Annotated in this window: 17 protein-coding genes; 15 read left to right on the top strand and 2 right to left on the bottom strand. The window is 66.7% G+C overall.

Translation table 11 applies throughout. The features are described from left to right. Positions 1-32: 32 nt before the first annotated feature. Entirely contained in the window at positions 33-779 is a 747-nt protein-coding gene (locus RZE79_RS26270) for a lysophospholipid acyltransferase family protein (RefSeq protein WP_319357481.1), read from the top strand. A gap of 302 nt (positions 780-1,081) precedes the next feature. Here RZE79_RS26270 and RZE79_RS26265 read toward each other — a convergent pair whose 3' ends face one another. Then, on the bottom strand, positions 1,082-1,879 hold the full coding sequence (locus tag RZE79_RS26265; RefSeq protein WP_153282071.1) for an IclR family transcriptional regulator: 798 nt from the start codon (positions 1,877-1,879) through the stop codon (positions 1,082-1,084). Between the two features lie 188 nt (positions 1,880-2,067). Here RZE79_RS26265 and RZE79_RS26260 point away from each other — a divergent pair, with 188 nt between their 5' ends. The 10 genes from RZE79_RS26260 (at position 2,068) to RZE79_RS26215 (ending at position 13,240) form a co-directional block, all read left to right on the top strand. After that, entirely contained in the window at positions 2,068-3,822 is a 1,755-nt protein-coding gene (locus tag RZE79_RS26260) for an FAD-dependent oxidoreductase (RefSeq protein ID WP_319357480.1), read from the top strand. Positions 3,823-3,869: 47 nt separating this feature from the next. Then, positions 3,870-4,646 carry an SDR family NAD(P)-dependent oxidoreductase gene (locus RZE79_RS26255; RefSeq protein ID WP_153282073.1) on the top strand — a complete coding sequence of 259 codons (777 nt, stop codon included), beginning with the start codon at positions 3,870-3,872 and terminating at the stop codon, positions 4,644-4,646. 70 nt (positions 4,647-4,716) lie between these two features. Continuing rightward, positions 4,717-5,916 carry an ABC transporter substrate-binding protein gene (locus RZE79_RS26250; protein ID WP_319357479.1) on the top strand — a complete coding sequence of 400 codons (1,200 nt, stop codon included), beginning with the start codon at positions 4,717-4,719 and terminating at the stop codon, positions 5,914-5,916. A 59-nt stretch (positions 5,917-5,975) separates the two neighbouring features. Then, a complete protein-coding gene (locus RZE79_RS26245) occupies positions 5,976-6,899 on the top strand; it encodes a branched-chain amino acid ABC transporter permease (protein WP_319357478.1) in 924 nt (307 codons plus the stop codon). Next, positions 6,896-8,686 carry a branched-chain amino acid ABC transporter ATP-binding protein/permease gene (locus RZE79_RS26240; RefSeq protein WP_319357477.1) on the top strand — a complete coding sequence of 597 codons (1,791 nt, stop codon included), beginning with the start codon at positions 6,896-6,898 and terminating at the stop codon, positions 8,684-8,686. The genes RZE79_RS26245 and RZE79_RS26240 overlap by 4 nt, the downstream gene beginning before the upstream one ends. A gap of 20 nt (positions 8,687-8,706) precedes the next feature. After that, the gene (locus tag RZE79_RS26235; RefSeq protein WP_319357476.1) at positions 8,707-9,417 is read left to right on the top strand and encodes an ABC transporter ATP-binding protein; all 711 of its coding nucleotides are present in this window, start codon (positions 8,707-8,709) and stop codon (positions 9,415-9,417) included. 28 nt (positions 9,418-9,445) lie between these two features. Next, positions 9,446-10,414 (top strand): MBL fold metallo-hydrolase, encoded by a 969-nt coding sequence (locus tag RZE79_RS26230; RefSeq protein WP_319357475.1) that lies wholly within the window; start codon positions 9,446-9,448, stop codon positions 10,412-10,414. 1 nt (position 10,415) lies between these two features. After that, a complete protein-coding gene (locus tag RZE79_RS26225) occupies positions 10,416-11,339 on the top strand; it encodes a DMT family transporter (RefSeq protein ID WP_319357474.1) in 924 nt (307 codons plus the stop codon). A gap of 12 nt (positions 11,340-11,351) precedes the next feature. Further along, positions 11,352-12,536 (top strand): NADH:flavin oxidoreductase/NADH oxidase, encoded by a 1,185-nt coding sequence (locus RZE79_RS26220; RefSeq protein WP_319357473.1) that lies wholly within the window; start codon positions 11,352-11,354, stop codon positions 12,534-12,536. Next, on the top strand, positions 12,533-13,240 hold the full coding sequence (locus tag RZE79_RS26215; RefSeq protein WP_319357472.1) for an EthD domain-containing protein: 708 nt from the start codon (positions 12,533-12,535) through the stop codon (positions 13,238-13,240). The genes RZE79_RS26220 and RZE79_RS26215 overlap by 4 nt, the downstream gene beginning before the upstream one ends. On the opposite strand, the gene RZE79_RS26210 is transcribed toward RZE79_RS26215, so the two are convergent. Beyond that, a complete protein-coding gene (locus RZE79_RS26210; protein WP_319357471.1) occupies positions 13,203-13,598 on the bottom strand; it encodes a hypothetical protein in 396 nt (131 codons plus the stop codon). The two genes, RZE79_RS26215 and RZE79_RS26210, sit on opposite strands and share 38 nt — an antisense overlap. 237 nt (positions 13,599-13,835) lie before the next feature. Here RZE79_RS26210 and RZE79_RS26205 point away from each other — a divergent pair, with 237 nt between their 5' ends. From RZE79_RS26205 to RZE79_RS26190, 4 genes are all read left to right on the top strand, one after another. Next, entirely contained in the window at positions 13,836-15,338 is a 1,503-nt protein-coding gene (locus RZE79_RS26205; protein ID WP_319357470.1) for a glycosyltransferase, read from the top strand. 267 nt (positions 15,339-15,605) lie between these two features. After that, positions 15,606-15,974: a hypothetical protein gene (locus RZE79_RS26200; protein WP_319357469.1), complete on the top strand. Its 369-nt coding sequence runs from the start codon at positions 15,606-15,608 to the stop codon at positions 15,972-15,974. 257 nt (positions 15,975-16,231) lie between these two features. Further along, positions 16,232-16,918 (top strand): aspartyl/asparaginyl beta-hydroxylase domain-containing protein, encoded by a 687-nt coding sequence (locus tag RZE79_RS26195; RefSeq protein WP_319357468.1) that lies wholly within the window; start codon positions 16,232-16,234, stop codon positions 16,916-16,918. A 158-nt stretch (positions 16,919-17,076) separates the two neighbouring features. Further along, complete coding sequence (locus tag RZE79_RS26190) at positions 17,077-18,006, top strand: hypothetical protein (protein WP_319357467.1); 930 nt, start codon at positions 17,077-17,079, stop codon at positions 18,004-18,006. The last annotated feature ends 1 nt before the right edge of the window (position 18,007 follow it).

Genomic DNA, 18,007 nt, shown 5'->3' with positions numbered 1-18,007 from the left:
GCAGAAAAAAGAAGAAGAGGGCCCGCGTCCAGATGCTGCACTCGTTGAAGGCCGGCTGGCGATTGCTGCATGCGGCGTCGCATGCGCTGTCCGGCTGGTGGACGATCCGCTTCGCCTTTCCGAACCTCTCGCCCGACGAGCGCAGCGCGCGCGTGCAGGCCTGGTCGGCGCGCATGCTGCAGATCATGGGCGTCACGCTGCGCGTGCAGGGCGAGCCGCCCGCGCAGGGGCCGGCGCTGCTCATCTGCAACCACCTCTCGTGGCTCGACATCACCGCCATCCATGCGGCGCGCCATGTGCGCTTCGTGTCGAAGTCCGACGTCAAGCAGTGGCCGGTGATCGGCACGCTCTCCACCGGCGCGGGCACGCTCTACATCGAGCGCGAACGCCGCCGCGACGCCATGCGCGTGGTGCACCACATGACCGAGGCGCTGCGCGGCGGCGACCTGATCGGCGTGTTTCCCGAAGGCACCACGAGCGACGGGCGCGGGCTGCTGCCGTTTCACGCCAACCTGCTGCAGGCCGCGATTTCCTCGGGCGCGCCCGTGATCCCGGCCGCGCTGCGCTTTGCCGACGCCGCCACCGGCGAAACCAGCCAGGCGCCGCGCTACATCGATGACGACAGCCTGCTGACCTCGGTGTGGAACACGCTGCGCGCGCCGCCGCTCTTGGCCATCGTGCGCTTCGGCGAGCCGCAGCCCTCGTACAGCCGCGAACGCCGCAGCTGGGCGCATTCGCTGCATGAAGACGTGCAGCAGCTGCGCCGCGACACCCACTGAGCGGCACTGACCGGGTTCGATCCGCGCAAAAAAAGCGCCCCGGGAGGGGCGCTGTAACGACGCAAGAATGCGCCGTGAGGAGGAAACAGGATCGTTCGTCGCGGGGCCGTGGGCGGTCAGAGAATGCCGAAGATCTTCAGCCCGATGATCACGATCAGCGGCACGCCGCAGAGCCAAAGAATGATGCTTTTCATGACCGGTCTCCGTGAGGTAGGTAGGCCTCTACGGTGGCCGCGTCTGTGGCCCGCGCGTGCGGGATAAGTCAAACCAAGCGCGTGAGCGCCTGCCTACACGGCAGGACCTCAAGCCGGCGCGTCCGTCGCCACGAAGCCGAGGCGGCGCGAGATTTCCAGCGCGCAGGCTTTCAGCGGCACGGCCACGCGGCCGTTCCAGTCGCTGTCGAAAGTGGCCTCGGGGCCCATCGCGGTGATGCCCAGCACCAGGTTGTTGGTCGAGTCGAACACCGGCGCACAGAAGGCGTCGATGCCCGGAATCGGCTGGCCCAGCGTGCGCGACATGCCGTGCAGCCGCGTCTCGACCAGCAGCGCCTCGATCTGCGAGGTCGACAGCTCTTCGGCGCCGCGGCCGCCGGCCGGCCCGCGCAGGCGCGCGAGGTCGTCCACCATCATCTTTTCCACCACCTTCGGCGGCAGGTAGGCCGCGAACAATCGGCCCGTGGCCGTGTAGGCCAGCGACATCACGGTGCCGGTGCGCAGGTTCACGTGCAGCGGGTGGATCGGTTCTTCCAGCCGCACCACGGTCGGCCCGAAGTTGCCCCACACGGCGACCGCGATGCTCTGCTCGGTCTCGGACGCCAGCGCCTCGATGAGGGGCGACGCCTCCTTGATCGGGTCGAGCCGCTGCAGCTTGGCCAGGCCCAGTTGCAGGGCCAGCGGGCCCAGCTCGTAGCGGCCGGCGCCGTCCTGCACCACGAACCCGACCTTCAGAAAACTGACGAGGTAGGGGTGCGCCTTGCCGACCGGAATGCCGGCCGACTTGCCGAGGTCGCGCAGCGCCATGGGCGCCACGTGCCGTCCGAGCGCGACCAGCAATTGCGTTCCGATTTCGACGGATTGAATGCCACGTCTTGGCTTTTCCATGGGGCGCCCGGCGTGGGGGTTGAGGGAGGGAGCGAGTATAGCCATCAGGGTTTTTACTGATATTGTCGTGTTCAATCGACGATGACTGATCATCTGATAGTAACTAAACGACTTGACCATATCAACATCGCTCCATACACTCCGCCGCACTTAAGTCGTACACAACACGAGAACGAACAGAGGCAGAGATGGAACAGAACACGTGGGAATGCGATGTCCTCGTCGTCGGCAGCGGCGCATCGGGCATGGCCACCGCCGTCACGGCGGCGTCGCAGGGTTTGAAGGTGCTGGTGGTCGAGAAAGAGCCGCGCTTCGGCGGCACCACCGCGCGCTCGGGCGGCTGGCTGTGGATTCCGGGCACGCGCCTGGCCACGGAGCAGGGCATCCATGAACCGCCCGGCGCGGCGCTCGACTACATGAAGCACGAGACCACGACGCACTTCGACGCCGCGCGCGTCGGCGCCTTCCTCGACATGGGCCCCAAGGCCATCGACTTCTTCACGCGCAACACCTGCGTGCAGTTCGACATGCCGGCCGTCTTCCCCGACTACCACGCCGAAGCGCCCGGCGGCCAGCCCGGTGGGCGTTCGATGGTCACGCGCCCGTTCGACGGCCGCGAACTCGGCAAGCGCATCAAGCACCTGGCGCCGCCGCTGCCCGAACTCACGGTGTTCGGAATGATGTTGGGCTCGGGCCCCGAGATCAAACACTTCATGCGGGCCTTCAAGTCGCCGACCTCGTTCTGGTACGTGACCAAGCGGCTGACTCGGCATTTCCTGGACGTGGTGCGCCACGGCCGCGGCATGACGCTGACCAACGGCAACGCGCTGGCCGGCCGCCTGGCCAAGGCCGCGATGGACCTGGACATTCCCGTCTGGCTCTCGTCGCCCGTGAAGAAGCTCGTGGTCGAGTACCACGGCGTCTCGGGCGCCGTGGTGCAGCACGAAGGCAAGTCGGTGCGCATCACCGCCAAACGCGGCGTGGTGCTGGCCTGCGGCGGCTTTCCGTACGACGTGGAGCGCCGCAAGCAACTCTTCCCGCACGCACCGACGGGCAAGGAGCACTACTCGCCGTCGCCGTCCACGAACACCGGCGACGGCCTGCGCCTGGCCGAAGCCGTGGGCGGCCGCGTCGACGGCACCATCCCGCACGCCGCGGCCTGGGTGCCGGCGTCGGTCACCACGCGGCCCGACGGCAGCAAAGGCGTCATGCCGCACTTCATCGACCGCGCCAAGCCCGGCGTGATCGCGGTCACGCCGAAGGGCAAGCGCTTTGCCAACGAAGGCAACTCGTACCACGACTTCGTGCAGGCGATGGTCAAGGCGTGCGAGGGGGAGCCCGAGGTCACGGCCTGGCTGCTGTGCGACCACAAGGCGCTGCGCGACTACGGCCTGGGCTGCGTCGCGCCCGCACCGCTGCCCATCGGCCGTCACCTGAAGAGCGGCTACCTGAAGCGCGGCGCCACCATCGGTGAGCTGGCAAAAGAAATCGGTATCGCCCCCACCGCGCTTGAAGCCACCGTGCAAGCCTTCAACGAAGGCGCACGCACCGGCGACGACCCCGCCTTCGGCAAAGGCAGCAAGGCCTACAACCGCTACCAGGGCGATGCCAACGTCACGCCGAACCCGTGCGTGGCGCCGCTCGAGCACGGTCCGTACTACGCGATCAAGCTCGTCGTCGGCGACATCGGCACCTTCGCCGGACTCGTCACCGACGAGAAGACGCGCGTGCTCGACGCCGACCGCCAGCCGATCAAGGGCCTATACGCCGTCGGCAACGACGCAGCCAGCGTGATGGGCGGCAACTACCCCGGCGCGGGCATCACGCTCGGCCCGGCGCTCACCTTCGGCTACGTCGCGGGCCTGCAGGTGGCGCAGGCCGAAGTGGCCGTGCCCTTGCACGTCGAACAGCGCGAAGCCGTGGCCGTGCCGCGCAGCGCCTGACGCCGTTCCGATTCAACGAACGTACGCATTCATTCAAGGAGCCGACCATGCCCTTTCCTCCTCACGTCGCACCACGCCTGCTCGAAGGCCGCCTCGCGCTGATCACCGGCGCCGGCCAGGGCAACGGCCGCGCGCTCGCGCTCGGCCTGGCCCAGGCGGGCGCACGCGTCGTCGTCACCGACATGAACGAAGCCACCGTGGCCGAGACCGCGCAGCTGGTGCGCAACGAAGGCGGCGAAGCCTGGTCGTTCGTGCTCGACGTCACCGCGCCCGAGGCCTGCCATGCACTGGCCGCGCGCGTGGCGCAAGAGGTCGGCCATGTCGACCTGCTGGTGAACAACGCCGGCATCATCATCCGCGAGACCACCAGCAGCCCGAACGCCGCGGCCAACTGGAAGAAGACCATCGACGTGAACGTGCACGGCACCTTCAACACCACGCTGGCCTTCATCCCCGTGCTCAAGCAGACGAAGGGATCGATCATCAACATCGCCTCCATTGCCGCTTATGCGGGGCAGGCCGCGAGCCTGGGCTACGCGCCCTCGAAGGGCGCCATCAAGATGCTCACGCAGTCGCTGGCGCAAGAGCTCGCGCCGGCCGGCGTGCGTGTCAACGCGCTCGCACCCGGCGTGATCGAGACGCCCATGACCGCCGCCACGCGCGAGAACCCGCAGCGCCTCGAGTCGTTCATGACGCGCATCCCGATGGGCCGCGTCGGCCAGACCGAAGACCTCGTGGGCCCGGTGATCTTCCTGGCGAGCGACATGTCCCGCTACGTCACCGGCATCACGCTGCCGGTGGACGGCGGCTTTCTCGCGGTCTGAGCCGTTTGAGGCAGGCCCCTTCTTTTTCGATTTCCCGTTCCCGTCCGTCAAACACTTCAGGAGACAAAGAATGAAAACGATCCGTCTGTACAAGACCCTGCTCGCGACCGCCGCCTTCGCTGCGTTCAGTGCCGGTGCTTACGCGCAAGACATCAAGCTCGGCTACAACGGCGACCTCTCAGCGTCGCCCTCGGCGCAGAGCGGCCAGGCCGCGGTGCTCGGCATGGAGGCGGCCATTGCCGACCTGAATGCCGCCGGCGGCGCGCTCGGACGGAAGTTCACGCTGGTCACGCGCGACGATGTCTCGGCGCCGCCGAAGTCGATCCAGAACATGAGCGACCTGGTCGACAACGAGAAGGTGGTGGCGGTGTTCGGTCCCACCAACTCGGGCAACGCCATGGCCTGGAAGCACATCGCCAACCAGAAGAAGATTCCCGTGCTGGGCAACGTGGGTTCGGGCACCGACATCACCAAGCCGATGAGCCCCGGCGCCGACAACTACATGTTCCGCGTCTCGATGGTCGACCGCGAGCAGGTCGCCGCGCTCATGGCCTACGTGAAGCGCAACACGGCCGGCTCCAAGGTCGTGGGCCTGATGGCCGAGACCACCGGCTACGGCCAGGGCGGCCTGAAGGACATGGAAGAAATCGCCAAGCTGCAGGACATCAAGATCGCAGCCACCGAGCGCTTCGGCGTCGGCGACACCGACATGACCTCGCAGCTCTCGAAGATGAAGGCCGCCAACGTCGATACCGTCGTGGTGTGGGCGCAGGGCACGCCCATCGCGCAGCTGGTGCGCAGCATGGAGAAGATCAACTACTTCCCGCTGACGCTCACCTCGTGGGCGGCCGACAACATCACTTTCTACGACGCAGCCGGCAAGGCGCTGGCCGAGAAGCCGATCTTCATGCGCACCGTGAGCGAAACGCGCACGCCCGCGCAGCAGAAGCTGTTCGACCGCATCGGCAGCAAGCTGAAGGCACCGGGCTCGTTCTCGTTCGCGCTGCACGGCTACGACTCGGTGCTGCTGCTGGCCCAGGCCATGAAGCAGGCCAACAGCACCGACGGCGCCGCCGTGCGCGTCGCGCTCGAAGACCTGAAGACGCCGGTGCAGGGCGTGCTCAAGACCTACGAGAAGCCCTTCAGCAAGACCAACCACGAAGCCCTCACGGCGAAAGACCTGGTCTGGATCCGCTGGAAGGACGGCAAGCTGCTGCCCTACAGCGACGCGCTGATCGGCGCGCTCAAGCCGGCCGACTTCAAGCAATAAACGTCTGAGACAAAAAAAGGAACGGGGCACCGCCTCGTTCCGCAACGGAGATACACACCATGGTTGAAGCGCTCCTGCAGGCGCTCATCAGCGGGCTCGCCGTCGGCGGTGCCTATGCGCTGGTGGCGCTGGGATTCAGCATCACGTTCACGACGACCAAGACGCTGAACTTCTCGCACGGCGAGTTCGTCTCGGCCGGCGCGTTCATCGGCATGAGCGCACTGTTCCTCGTGCTGGGCAAGCCGCTCAGTTCCACCACCTTCGGCGACGCCGTGCCCGGCGCGGGCGCGCAGCTGTTTGCGCTGCTCGCCGCGCTCGGCGTGATGGGCCTCCTGGGCTGGCTGCTCTACGTGCTCGGCGTGCGCCCGTTCGCGGGCCGCCCGGGCATGGCCTGGGTCATGAGCACGCTGGGCTTCGGCGTCATTCTGCAGAGCGTGGGGCTTGCCATCTGGGGTCCGAAACCCGTGGTGGTGCCCGCGCCCGTGGGCGACACCGTGATCCGCATGTTCGGCGTGGGCGTGCGCCCGCAGGAACTGCTCACGCTCGGCGTAGCCGTGGTCGTGATGATCGGCTTCGACCGCGTGATGAACCGCACCATGATCGGCAAGGCCATGCGCGCCGTCGCGCAGAACGGCAACGTTGCGAGCCTGATGGGCATCAACACCAACGCCATGATGATCGGCGCCTTCGTCGTCAGCTCGGCGCTGGCGGGGCTGTCGGGATTTCTGCTCGCGCCCATCGCGCAGGCCTCGCTCTTCATGGGGCTGACCGTGGGGCTCAAGGGCTTCTCGGGCGCCATGATCGGTGGCCTGAGCAACCCGCGCGGCTGCGTCATCGGCGGCTTCCTGCTCGGCGTGCTCGAGTCGATGGTGAACCTCTGGCAGGCGCAATGGCGCGAGGTCGCGGTGTTCGCGCTCGTCATTCTGGTGCTGGCCTTCCGGCCCACGGGCCTGTTCGGTCGCTCGACGGTGGAGAAGGTATGAAACGCCTCGCCCATCCCGCCGGCGTGGTGCTGGTGGCGGCCGTGCTGTGCGGCCTCGTCACGCTGTCCGGCAACGACTACTACCTGCGCATCGCCTTCATGATGTGCGTCTACTACCTGTGCGCCGCCGGCATGAACGTGCTGGTCGGCTACGCAGGGCAGAAATCGCTGGGCCAGGCCGGCCTGTTCGCGGCCGGTGCTTATGCGGTTGCGCTCATCACCTCGCGCACCGAACTGAATCCGTGGCTCGCGCTCGTGATCGCAGCTGTCGTCTCGGGCGTGTGCGGCGTGCTCATCGCGCTGCCCTCGCTGCGCGTGAAGGGCCCGTACCTTGCGATGGTCACGCTGGCCTTCGGCATCGTGGTCGAGAAGCTCGTGGGCGAATGGACCGACGTGTTCGGCGGCGCGCAGGGCATCTACGGCATCCGCCCGCTGACCTGGAACGGCCAGCCGTTGAGCAGCGTGCAATGGGTGATTTTGGGCATCGTGCTCAGCGCCGCGCTACACCTGCTGCTGCGCAACCTGCTGCAGGGCCGCTTCGGCCGCGCGCTGCTGTCGCTGCAGGCGGACGAGATCGCCTCGTCGTCGGTGGGCGTGCGCGTGTACCGCGCCAAGGTCATGGCCTTCGTGGTCGCGGCGGTCACCTGCGGCATCGCGGGCGCGCTCGTGGCGCAGCAGAACCAGTACATCAACTCCGACTTCATCACCTTCCATCTGTCGATCTTCATCCTGCTGCTGGTGCTGTTCGGCGGCGCGGGCTCGATGTACGGCCCCATCGTCGGCGCGGTGCTGCTCACGGCGACCGACGCGCTGCTGGCGCGCTGGCCCTCGGCGCAGCACTTCCTGTACGGATTTTTGCTGCTGTTCGCGCTGTACGTCATGCCGGGCGGCGTGGTGGGCCTGTTCAACAAGTGGTTCCTGACGTCGCGCCATCGCGGAGAAGGGCCGGGCGGTCATGGCGTGCCGGGCCAGATCGGTCCGGGCGGCGAAGGCGAGCTGCTGGTGGTGCAGGGCGTGACCAAGTCGTACGGCGGCGTGAAGCCCGCGCAGGACGTGTCGTTCCGCCTGCAGCGCGGCCACATCCATGCGCTCATCGGACCGAACGGCGCCGGCAAGAGCACCATGATCAACATGCTCACCGGCGTGGTCGAACCCGACGCGGGCGTGATCCGCTTCCTGGGCCACAACATCGTGGGCCAGCCGGCGCACACCATCTGCTGCCTGGGCATGGGCCGCACCTTCCAGAACCTGCGTTTGTTCGCCGACCTCTCGGTGCTCGACAACGTGATGCTTGGACGGCACAGCCGCATGAGCAACGGCTTCCTGTCGTCGCTCGTGGCCTGGCCCACGGCCGGCAAGCAGGAACGCGCCACGCGCGACCGCGCGCTGCAGCTGCTCGACCTCGTGGGCCTGGGCCATCTGGCGCACTGGCCCGCCGGCAGCCTGCCCTACGGCCTGCAGCGCCGCGTGGAACTGGCGCGCGCGCTGGCCACCGAGCCGCAGCTGCTGCTGCTCGACGAGCCCGCCGCCGGCCTCAACCCGCAGGAGACCGCCGAGCTCGGCGAACTGCTGGTGCGCATCGGCAAGTGCGGCGTGTCCATCCTGATGGTGGAGCACCACATGGACCTCGTGATGTCGATCTCCGACCACGTGATCGTGCTCGACTACGGCGTGAAGATCGCCGAGGGCAAGCCCGCCGAGGTGCAGTCGAATCCGCGCGTGGTCGAGGCCTACCTGGGCGTGGACGACGAAGAACCAGCGCACACGGCGCAGGCCGTGCCCGCCTGAGCCAGAGGACCGAAACCATCATGTTGAAAATCGAATCGGTGAAGGTCTCGTACGGCGCCATCGAGGCCGTCAAGGGCGTGAGCCTGGAAGTGCGCGCGGGCGAGGTCGTCACCATCATCGGCGCCAACGGCGCCGGCAAGAGCACGCTGCTCAAGAGCATCGTCGGGCTGGAGCCCGTGGCCGAAGGCCGCGTGCTCATCGACGGCAAGGACTGCACGCAGGTGCCCGCGCACCAGCGCGTGGGCCTGGGTGTGGCGCTCTCGCCCGAAGGCCGCGGCGTGTTCCCCGACCAGACCGTGCGCGAGAACCTGATGCTCGGCGCTTATTCGCGCCGCAGCGACAAGGCCTTCGTGGAGCGCGCCATCGAACGTGAGTTCGTTCGCTTTCCGCGCTTGAAAGAACGCGAGCATCAGCTGTCGGGCACGCTGTCGGGCGGCGAGCAGCAGATGCTCGCGATTGCGCGCGCGCTCATGAGCGAGCCGCGCCTGCTGCTGCTCGACGAGCCCTCGCTGGGCCTGGCGCCGCTCATCATCAAGGACATCTTCGATGCCATCCGCCAGCTGCGCAGCTCGGGTCTCACGATCCTGCTGGTGGAACAGATGGCCAAGCAGGCGCTCGGCGTGGCCGACCGTGCCTACGTGCTCGAAACCGGCTGCATCACGCTCGAAGGCTCCGGCCGCGAGCTGCTCGACAACCCCAAGGTGAAGTCGGCGTACCTCGGCACGCATTGAATTCATCGCTCACATCAAAGGAACCCCAATGACCACCAAGAAATTCGCCAGCCAGGCCGACCTCGAAGAAAAGAAGGTCTCGTTCACGCGCCTCTCGGAGAACGCCTACGCCTACACCGCCGAGGGCGACCCCAACACCGGCGTCTTCATCGGCGACGAGGCCGTGATGGTGGTCGACACCCAGGCCACGCCCGCGATGGCGCAGGACGTGATCCGCCGCATCCGCGAAGTCACGCCGCTGCCCATCAAGTACGTGCTGCTGAGCCACTACCACGCGGTGCGCGTGCTGGGCGCGTCGGCGTACTTCAAGGAAGGCGCCGAGCAGATCCTGGCCAGCCGCGACACCTACGACCTGATCCTCGAGCGCGGCGAGCAGGACAAGGCCAGCGAAATCGGCCGCTTCCCGCGCCTGTTCCGCAACGTCGAGTCGGTGCCGGCCGGCCTCACCTGGCCCACCATGACCTTCGACGGCACCATGAGCGTGTGGCTCGGCAAGAAGCTCGAAGTGAAGATCGCGCAAGTGGGCCGCGGCCACACCAAGGGCGACACCATCGCCTACCTCGAAGACCAGAAGATCTGCTTCGCCGGCGACCTCGTCGAGTACCAGAGCACCGCCTACGCAGGCGACTGCTACTTCCGCGACTGGCCCACCACGCTCGACCGCCTGGCCGGCTTCGGCTTCGAGAAGCTGGTGCCCGGCCGCGGCGCCGCACTGGAAAACGCCGCCGACGTGCGCAAGGCCATCGCTTCGACGCGCGCCTTCATCTCCGACGTCTACACGCTGGTGAACAACGGCGTGGCCGAGGGCAAGTCGCTCAACGTGATCTACAAGGAAACCGTGGCCGCGCTGCGCCCGACCTACGGCCACTGGGTCATCTTCGACCACTGCATGCCCTTCGACGTGACGCGTGCGTACGACGAGGCCACGGGCCACGTGCACCCGCGCATCTGGACGGCCGAGCGCGACATCGAAATGTGGAACGCGCTCGAAAGCTAGCGTGAACCAACCCGCGCCCTCGCACGGCGCCACGCCCGCGTCCGTGCAGGGCTGGATGCTGCTCGCGATGCTGGTGTGGGGCGTGAACGTGTCGGTCGTGAAGGCGCTCACCACGTCCTTCGAGACGCTGCCGCTTTCGGCACTGCGCATGGGCGTGGCGTGCTGCGCGCTCAGCGCCATCGTGCTGTGGCGGCGCGGCGGCGTGCCCAGGCTCACGGCGCGGCAGCTCGCGGTGATGGCGGGCTGCGCGTTCCTCATGGTCTACGGCAACCAGATCCTGTTCGCGCAGGGGCTGCTGCGCTCCACCGCCACCAACGGCGCGCTCATCATGGCGCTGAGCCCGCTGGTGTCGGCGCTGATGGCCGCGCTGGTCTTCGGCGAGCGCTTCACGCCGCGCCGCATGGTGGGCGTGGCGCTGGGCTTCATGGGCGTGGCTGCGGTGGTGCTGAGCCACCCGGGCGCGGGCCTGTCGAGCGCCGGCATCGGCGATCTGATGCTTGCGCTGTCGGTGGTGAGCTTCGCGGTCGGCGGCGTGGGCGTGCAGCGGCTGGCGCGGCAGATCGATCCGCTGTCGATCAGCTGGGTCATCTACCTCATCGGCACGCTCATGCTCGTGGTGCATACGGTGCTCGGCCCCTCGCGGCTGGGCACGGCGCAGCTCTTTCCCGGCGTGTGGCCGTGGGCGCTGGTGCTGTTCTCGGGCATCGCGGCCACCGCCGCGGGCAACCTCATCTGGAACCGTGCGATCTCCGTCATCGGCGTGGCGCGCACGGCCGTCTTTCTCTACTGGGTGCCGGTGTTCGGCGTGCTGTTCGCGGCGCTGCTGCTGGGCGAAGTGCTCACGTGGTGGCACCTGTTCGGCTTTGCCGCGGTGATGACCGGCACCTGGCTCGGCACGCGGCCCGTGGCCCCGCCGGCCTCCTGATTTCTTGCACACATGCCTGACTCATCTCTCCCTTTGCTGTTCCAGCCTTTGCAGCTGCGCGAGCTCACGCTCGCCAACCGCGTCGTCATCTCGCCCATGTGCCAGCACGCCGCCGAGCGCGGCCATGCCACGCCGTGGCACCTCGTGCACCTGGGCAAGTTCGCGCTCGGCGGCGCGGGCCTGATCCTCACCGAGAGCACGGCAGTCGATCCGCGCGGGCGCATCGGCACCGCGGACCTCGGGCTGTGGAACGACAGCCAGATCGCACCGCTGAAGGCCGTGGTCGATTTCGTTCACGCGCAAGGCAGCGCCATCGGCGTGCAGCTCGCGCACGCGGGCCGCAAGGCCGGCAGCGAGCCGCTGTGGGAGGGCGGTGCCGCGATCGACCCGGCATGCATGGCGGCCGACGACGAGCCGTGGGAGCGCCTGGGCCCGAGCGCGCTCGCGGCCGGCCCCGGCTGGTCGGCGCCGCGCGCGCTCGATGCCGCGGACATGGCCGAGGTCGTGCAGCGTTTCGTCGATGCCACCGTGCGCGCCGACAAGGCCGGCTTCGACGTGGTCGAGCTGCACTTCGGCCACGGCTACCTCGTGGCGAGCTTCCTGTCGCCCAACGCCAACCACCGCGACGACGCGCTCGGCGGCAGCCGCGCGAACCGCATGTCGCTCGCCTTGGAAATCGCGCAGCGCGTGCGTGCCGCATGGCCCGCCGGCAAGCCGCTGTTCTGTCGCCTCTCCGCCGTGGACGGCACGCTCGACGGCTGGAACCTCGACGACTCGGTGGTGCTCGCGCGCGAGCTGAAGCGTTGCGGCGTCGATGTGATCGATTGCTCTTCAGGTGGCCTCACCGAAGAGACACGCGCACTGCCTGTGCCGCGCGGCCTGGGCTTCCAGGTGCCGTTCTCGGAGCGCATCCGGCGCGAGGCCGGCGTGGTCACGCAGGCCGTCGGAATGATCGTCGACGCGCAGCAGGCCGAGGCCGTGCTCGCCGCCGGGCAGGCCGACCTCATCGCGCTGGGCCGCGAAGCCCTGTTCGACCCCTACTGGCCGCACCACGCCGCCGCCGCACTCGGCGCCGACCCGCAATACCAGCGCTGGCCCGTGCGCCACGGCGTGTGGCTCGCCAAGCGCGCGCCCGGCCTGGCGCGTGCGCGCGCCGAGGCAGAGCACACGCAACCCCACAAGGAGACCGACCGATGACCGAACCGACCACGACCCTTCGCATGGGCCTGATCCGCAAGCAGCCCGGTTGGACCGACGAGGCTTTCAGCCGCCACTGGCGCGAACGCCACGGCCCGCTCGTCGCGCGCCTGCCCACGCTGCGCGGCTACCGCCAGAACCGCGTGACCGATCGCCTGCAGCGCGGCATCGACTTCGCGCGCGGACCGTGGGATTTCGATGGCTTCTCGCAGCTGCAGTTCGATGCGGCGGCCCAGGCCGATGCGGCCTTCAACATTGGCGAGCTCGCTGCAGAGATTCGCGCCGACGAGCAGCACTTTCTGGGCGGGCTGCACATCGTGACGGTCGAACAGACCGAGGTCGTCGCGCCGCCGTCGCCCGCATCGTCGGCGATGCTCAAGCGCATCTCGATCCTGCGCCGCCCGGCCATGCAATCGGAGGCCGACTTCCGCCGCGAATGGAAAGTGCACGCCGACCATGTGCGCCGCATGCCCGGTGTGGCCGGCTACCGCCAGAACGTGGTCGTTGCGCGCGAGTTTGAAAAGGGCACGCCTTGCGGCTATGCCGAGCTGCCGATCGACGGCATCGTGGAGTTGTGGTTCGAGAACACCGACACGCTGAACGCCGCGTTTGCTTCACCCGAAGGCCAGCGCACGATGGCGCACGCCAAGACCTTCCTGGCGGAGATCACCGCCTTTGTGGTGGAGGAGTTTCGGGTGGTGTGAACGCGGTCGCGAGCCCGTAGTGCACCGACGTGCTCAGCGCCGGAATCACGGGGTGATGCGAGACGGGGTGCGATGCGCGTGCGGGCACCGTGCCGATGGGCGCGATCTCGCGGGGATGCTGCGATGCTTCCGGTGCGTCGCCGCGCCCCGACGGCTCGGGCAGGAACAGCCCACGCCGCAAGGACCAGATGCAGGCGCCGAGGCGCAGCAGTCTTTCGACATTGGCGTCATGCGCCGGATCGTCCGGTGACTCTTGCGCGATCAGTTCGCCCAAGTGCGTGAGTGCGTCGGCGGGCGTCATGCCGCGCCCGATCCGAGCCACTTCCACCATGGCCGCCAAGGCCTCGGTCTTGTTCATCGCTTGCCCCCTGCTGTCTGTGTCTTGCTGTGAGGGCCAGCATGCCGTTACGCCGTGCATCCAAAAGTAGTCCGCCGCGCCGTCGGGCCGTGGCGGGAAGGCGCGTCACCGCGCGGGGCGGCACGCACACCGAAGCGACACGCCCCCGTCGACGCAGCGAAGCGCGACACGCAGTGTGATCATCATTGACAATTCGACGCCACGCATCCTGCCGGCACGCACCTCGAGGAGTTGGGTTTGACGAACGACATTGGGACATCGCCGCGCCAGGCCGACCCTGCATCGACCCTTCCGGAAGCCACGGGCGTCGCGGCAGCTTGCCGGGCGGAGCGCGTGTTGTTCCTGCACGAAAACCTGCGCCAGGTCGGCAATGGCATCGAGATCGCCGGCATCCGCCGTGCCCACCTCTTCCATGGCCAGCTCGGCATCACGCCGTGGATCCTGACCAGCAACTTCGCTCCCCATCTGCGCAGGAACGAAGCGCTCCTGAAGGACTCGGGGATGCTGCCGCTGGCGACGAAGGTGCTCAATGTCTACGACTGGCTGGTCGACATGAGTGACGCAGGCTTGCTCACCCCGCTGGCTTCATTGCCCTCGGCGCCGGCCAGGGCCAGGCCGAATGCGGCCAGGCCTTCGCTGCGAAAGATCAGCCACCCGGCCGCGTGGGATTCGACGCAGACCGGTTGCGAGGAATTCGAGCTGGCGAACGGCCAGGTCGTGATGCGAAAGACATTCGCATCGGGCCGGGGCGGCGCGGATCTGCAGGCCATCGAGTTGCGCGATGCGCAGGGCGCCGCGATCACCTACGCGAGCGAGAGCGATTTTGTCTGCGCGATGATGGGCGCCAATCTGGAGCCCGACGTCACCTGGCACTTTCTCGTCGACAAGAACAAGATGTACCGCAAGCTGCGGCAGAGTGCGGTGTGCCAGCGGCTTCACTGCACGGTCAGTGCCTACTTGCACAGCACCCATCGGCTGTCCAACGGACAACTGAAGAGCAGCTATCGGCACCTGCTCGAAGATTCAGACGCTTTCGACAGCCTCATCGTTGCCACTGAAGAGCAGCATCAGGACCTGCTCGAAACCGGTGTGCCGGCGGCGAAATTGAAAGTGATTCCGCACGCGTTGCCCCGTGTGCCCGAGACCGTCGAAACGGCTTCTTCGCCGGAAAAGCGGGTGATCTATCTGGCGCGCTACACACCCGAGAAGCAGCATGAGTTGCTGTTCCAGGCGTTCGAACGCGTCCTGAAAAAGCTCCCGGACGCGCAGTTGCACACCCACGGCGTCGGCCCTCTGCAGGCGGCGCTCCAGGCGCGCGTCAACGCCAGCGGCCTGGCCGGGAGCATCCACATCCACGGCTATGCAAGCGATGTCGCGACCCTCTTCAGGGAATCGAGCCTGGGCGTGATGGCGTCCAGCGAGGAGGGCTTCTCGCAGTTCGGATTGGAGTGCCTGGCCCACGCGCGTCCGCTGGTGGCGTTTTCAGTGAAGTACGGCCCCAAGGATCTGCTGGAGGGCCGGCATGCCGGCATCCTGGTTCCCCCCGGAGAGATCGGCGCGATGGCCGACGCGATCGTCGCGCTGCTGGAAGACCCCGAGAAAGCGTATGACCTTCGCTTCGGCGCCCTGGTGTCCGCGGAGCGCTTCACGGCGGACAAGATTGCACAGCGATGGTCCACATGGTGGGCGGAGGTTCGAGAGATCGCACGCCATCGCGAGTCCCTCACGCTCGCAAGCTGAACCGACATCTTTTTTGAGTTCGAATTGATTTTGGCGTTCAGCTATTGCTGAGCCCATCATTGGTGCCGAGCAATGGGTTCAGGTGAATTGCGTTGCAATACTTTTGTATATACAAATGGCTGCTGAACGCCGAGGCGAGCCTGCGCAGGCGGCTTTCAATTGAGGCATTGATTTCCGATGCCTACTGGTTTCCGTAGAAATTAACTTGGCCGAGTGACAGCAGATCGGCAAGGAAATAGACTGATTCGACCGGTGAATTGTCACCATATGACCGTCATGAGTCGAATCTCCATTTCACTGTTATTCCTCGCAATCCTGCTGTGTTGTCACGGCTGGGCTGCGGTGATGCAGGACGTTTGGTTTGCGCAAGCAGGCATGACCGACAGCGCCGCAGGGGAACCGGATGAGATGACAGCATCGGTCGCCCAAGGCAGCAACGGCTCCGGACAACTACACGACAGCGCGTCCGCACAGACGGAGCTCGACGACTTCCCCCTTGTTGTGGGGCGACTCGATGTCCTCTCAACGGCCGCACAGGCGGCTGAGCGCCATGACATCGGCAGTTTCCTGAATCTTCCGTTCCGATGGCCTGAGTGCCCGATGCGGCCCCCGTGCCCGGCTGCCTTCCTCGCGTAGACCCAAGTTGACGGCGACGCTGGACCGAGTCCGGCAGTCACTTCTGAACGCGGTCTCGCGTCTGACCGGCGCAGTGCTCGAGCAATTGCGCATCTTTTCGCCCTCTTTTCAGCACCGCTGCTGAATTGCCGTCTGCGCGCAGACCTTGGGCGCCGGCCGACGAAGGCCTTTATCTCCCCAATTATTTTCGCGGCAAGTTCTGCCTTTTTCGACTGCCAAGTGCGCTCGAAGTCGCAACACCGCTGTAAGGAAGACCCATGAACCAGTCCAAAGATGTCCTGTTCGCACGCTTGAAAAATTTCAAGACGGACCCCGAAGCGCTGCGCGCGCATTTTCTCGGTCATGTCCAGAAAATGCCTTCGACGCCCTACAGAGACAACAGGGTCGATTACGTCGGATGGGCGGTCACCAGCCGCGACGGAACGCTGGACGATGGCATTCGCCGCATTGCACCTGGCGGATCCAACGTGCGTGGTGTGAATCCCACCGACGCCTGCAGTGGCAGCCTGGCCCAGGTCATCGACGACTTGGGCCGCACAGGCTTGAAGCCTTACCGCGCTCGAATCATGCAACTGGAGAGCGAGGGTGCAGAGATGCCGCTGCACACCGACGCCAAAGTGGAAACATGGCGGCTGCACATTCCCATCATTACCAATCCCAACTGCTTCTTCGAATGGCAGCGTGACGATGGAAGCATCGAGAGTGTTCATCTGCCGGCGGACGGTTCCGCCTGGTTGGTGCGGGTCGACGTGAATCATCGCGCGGTCAATCGCAGCAACGAGCCGTCCCATCGGGTGCATCTGTTGATGGGGCTGAGCGTGAACCCGCCTTTCCAGAAACTCGCCGAGCCTTGGCTGCCCGTCACACGCGAGCGGAGCCCCTTGCACCAGGCAGAAGAACAGGCTGCCGCGCTGAGTCTCTTCGCGCATTCGATGGCGAACTGAGCGTGCACGCGCTACAGGGATGGAGCGAACGGCATCGCAGGCCTGGGCTTGCACGTCGCATCGCGGCATTGCTCTGTCTGGCTTGTGCAGGGTCGGCGACTCAGGCGCAGCAGCCCGCCTCGGGGCCGTGCCGACCGGGCACCAGCCAGGCATTCCCGATGCTGGAGCGCATCCATGTGCGCGATGAGTTCCGCATCGTGTATGCCTTGGCAGGCCCCCACGCACTGAAGGACCCACGTGACCTGAACGGCAACGGCATCCCCGACAAGGTGGAGGACGTCGCAACGCAGCTGGTGGCGGGCCGCCAGCTGTTCAGTGACCTGATGGGCTTCGTGGCGCCACTGAAGCAACCGCGCTACGCGCAAGCGACGTCCATCGACGTGTTCTTGCTGAAGCTGGAAAGAGGCAACGGCCTGGCCTACGACGAGGTCAGGAACTACCGTCTCGGATTCGACGGCGCCACCGGCCAATGCGCATTGCGCATCGATCTGCTCAACAGCCACGTCAACCAGAACGTGACGCCAGTCCATGAACTCTTTCACCTGTACCAGTACGGGTACACCATGTTCAAGCCACGCTGGTTTCTCGAGGGCACGGCGCGATGGGCCGAGTACGCACTGCGGCTTGGCAGCGGACCGCAGAAGCCGTTGCCGCTGTCGTCGGCGTCCTTGCAGGAGCAGGTTTTCGGCACGACTTACGCGGCGAGCAATTTCTGGAACCGCCTCGCCCAACTGCTGGACCCGGCGGGCCGCATGAAACTGCCCGCTGCGGTGGCACATCTGGCTTACGTCGACGGCGGTCGGGTGGTCCATGACGATGAGCTGCACGGCGCTGCCTTCATGAAGGCGGTATTCGAATCGCTGGCGTCGCTCGACCGCGACATCGGAGCGCAACGAGGCTGGCCCGCCTACCAATGGAAAGAGGCTGACCAGCGCTCCGCTCAATTTGACGCGGACATCTTCGGAAACATCCAGAGCGTGGTCCGCCTCGAGGCCCGCCGTGCGGGTCTGGCGACCTCGCCCGAACTCGACGCATTTCTGGCGTTGACCCCGTCATTGCAAAAAGCCCCGATCCATGAGCCTGAGTGAA

Source organism: Variovorax sp. EBFNA2 (genome assembly GCF_033802765.1).
In the GTDB taxonomy this organism is placed as follows: Bacteria; Pseudomonadota; Gammaproteobacteria; order Burkholderiales; family Burkholderiaceae_C; genus Variovorax; species Variovorax paradoxus_H.
Note: the sequence above shows the minus strand (reverse complement) of the source record. Positions and strands in the feature narration are given on the sequence as shown.

Bases quoted from the DNA above. Each gene is read 5' to 3' on its own strand.
- RZE79_RS26255 (WP_153282073.1), top strand. From the start codon at position 3,870: ATGCCCTTTCCTCCTCACGTCGCACCACGCCTGCTCGAAGGCCGCCTC.
- RZE79_RS26220 (WP_319357473.1), top strand. From the start codon at position 11,352: ATGCCTGACTCATCTCTCCCTTTGCTGTTCCAGCCTTTGCAGCTGCGC.
- RZE79_RS26270 (WP_319357481.1), top strand. From the start codon at position 33: ATGCTGCACTCGTTGAAGGCCGGCTGGCGATTGCTGCATGCGGCGTCG.
- RZE79_RS26195 (WP_319357468.1), top strand. From the start codon at position 16,232: ATGAACCAGTCCAAAGATGTCCTGTTCGCACGCTTGAAAAATTTCAAG.
- RZE79_RS26215 (WP_319357472.1), top strand. From the start codon at position 12,533: ATGACCGAACCGACCACGACCCTTCGCATGGGCCTGATCCGCAAGCAG.
- RZE79_RS26250 (WP_319357479.1), top strand. From the start codon at position 4,717: ATGAAAACGATCCGTCTGTACAAGACCCTGCTCGCGACCGCCGCCTTC.
- RZE79_RS26240 (WP_319357477.1), top strand. From the start codon at position 6,896: ATGAAACGCCTCGCCCATCCCGCCGGCGTGGTGCTGGTGGCGGCCGTG.
- RZE79_RS26265 (WP_153282071.1), bottom strand. From the start codon at position 1,879: ATGGAAAAGCCAAGACGTGGCATTCAATCCGTCGAAATCGGAACGCAA.
- RZE79_RS26260 (WP_319357480.1), top strand. From the start codon at position 2,068: ATGGAACAGAACACGTGGGAATGCGATGTCCTCGTCGTCGGCAGCGGC.
- RZE79_RS26230 (WP_319357475.1), top strand. From the start codon at position 9,446: ATGACCACCAAGAAATTCGCCAGCCAGGCCGACCTCGAAGAAAAGAAG.
- RZE79_RS26235 (WP_319357476.1), top strand. From the start codon at position 8,707: ATGTTGAAAATCGAATCGGTGAAGGTCTCGTACGGCGCCATCGAGGCC.
- RZE79_RS26200 (WP_319357469.1), top strand. From the start codon at position 15,606: ATGACCGTCATGAGTCGAATCTCCATTTCACTGTTATTCCTCGCAATC.
- RZE79_RS26190 (WP_319357467.1), top strand. From the start codon at position 17,077: ATGCTGGAGCGCATCCATGTGCGCGATGAGTTCCGCATCGTGTATGCC.
- RZE79_RS26245 (WP_319357478.1), top strand. From the start codon at position 5,976: ATGGTTGAAGCGCTCCTGCAGGCGCTCATCAGCGGGCTCGCCGTCGGC.
- RZE79_RS26210 (WP_319357471.1), bottom strand. From the start codon at position 13,598: ATGAACAAGACCGAGGCCTTGGCGGCCATGGTGGAAGTGGCTCGGATC.